This is a genomic window from Komagataeibacter melaceti, from assembly GCF_003403295.1.
Classification (GTDB): Bacteria; Pseudomonadota; Alphaproteobacteria; order Acetobacterales; family Acetobacteraceae; genus Komagataeibacter; species Komagataeibacter melaceti.
In genome coordinates, this window is record NZ_QUWV01000189.1 from 1 (window position 1) to 1,240 (window position 1,240).

At 56.6% G+C, this 1,240-nt stretch carries 1 protein-coding gene; it reads left to right on the forward strand.

The window, feature by feature from the left end; all coding sequences use genetic code 11:
- Nucleotides 1–63: 63 nt before the first annotated feature.
- Nucleotides 64–1,214, forward strand: a protein-coding gene (locus DY926_RS15775; protein ID WP_116704225.1) for an IS3 family transposase whose coding sequence is annotated in 2 segments (ribosomal slippage) — nucleotides 64–322 and nucleotides 322–1,214 — 1,152 coding nt in all. Because the reading frame shifts where the segments join, the coding sequence is not laid out codon by codon here.
- The last annotated feature ends 26 nt before the right edge of the window (nucleotides 1,215–1,240 follow it).

The following is a 1,240-nucleotide window of genomic DNA, read 5'->3' on the forward strand; positions in this document are numbered from 1 at the left end:
TGACGTGCCCCCCGGAAATGTAACCATTTAAAAGTAGAGTCCGATCGAGAAGGATACGGACGGATGAAGCGCAGTCGTTTTACGGAAGAGCAGATCATAGGGATCCTGAAGGAACAGGAATCCGGGCTGAAGGTCTCTGATCTTTGCCGTAAGCACGGGATCAGTGACGCGACCTTCTACAAATGGAAGACCCGTTATGGTGGCCTTGAGGTATCCGAGGCCAAACGGCTGAAGGCGCTGGAAGATGAAAACAGCCGCCTGAAACGTCTTCTGGCGGATGCCATGCTGGATAATGCGGCACTGAAGGAAATTGTTGGAAAAAAGTGGTAACGCCTGTCGCGAAACGGCAGGCGGTCCGACACATTCAGGAAGCTCTGGCCCTGAGTGAACGCCGAGCCTGTGCGCTTGTTGGTGTTGCCAGGCGTGTCGCGCGGTATGTTTCTACTGGAGCGGACGATGCTGCCGTGCGCCAGCGCCTACGGGAACTGGCGGACCAACGACGCCGCTTTGGCTATCGCCGCCTGGGTTATCTTCTGGCGCGGGAAGGATTCAGCCCCAATCACAAGAAGCTGTTCCGCCTTTACCAGGAGGAAGGGCTGAAAGTCCGCCATCGGGGTGGCCGCAAGAGGGCACTGGGGACGCGTTCTCCCATGACTATCCCTCAGGAACCCGGGCAGCGCTGGAGCCTGGATTTTGTCTCGGATGCCCTGATCTGTGGCCGCCGGTTCCGCATTCTGGCTGTTATCGACGATTTCAGTCGCAAGAACCTGGCATTGGTTGCCGACACGTCATTATCAGGTGGACGTGTGGCGCGGGAACTGACGGCCCTGGTCGAACGATATGGCAAACCCCTCATGATTGTCAGCGACAACGGTACGGAGTTCACATCCCATGCCATCCTGAAATGGGCCGATGAGATGAAGATCGAATGGCACTATATCGCCCCGGGGAAACCGCAGCAGAACGGATTTGTCGAAAGCTTCAATGGTAGGCTAAGGGATGAATGTCTCAACGAAACGCTGTTCACGTCCCTGACGCATGCCCGCCAGATTCTGGCTGACTGGCGGGAAGACTACAATACGGTGCGCCCCCATTCCCAGCTGGGTGGCAGGACACCGGATCAGGTCGCCAGACAAGTGTCTCGGGGGCATGCCCCCGAGACACTTGTCATCCCATCAACCCAAAGCCATAAAAAACGGGAACTCTCCTTTTGAGTGGATACAAAAAAGGGGGCACGTCA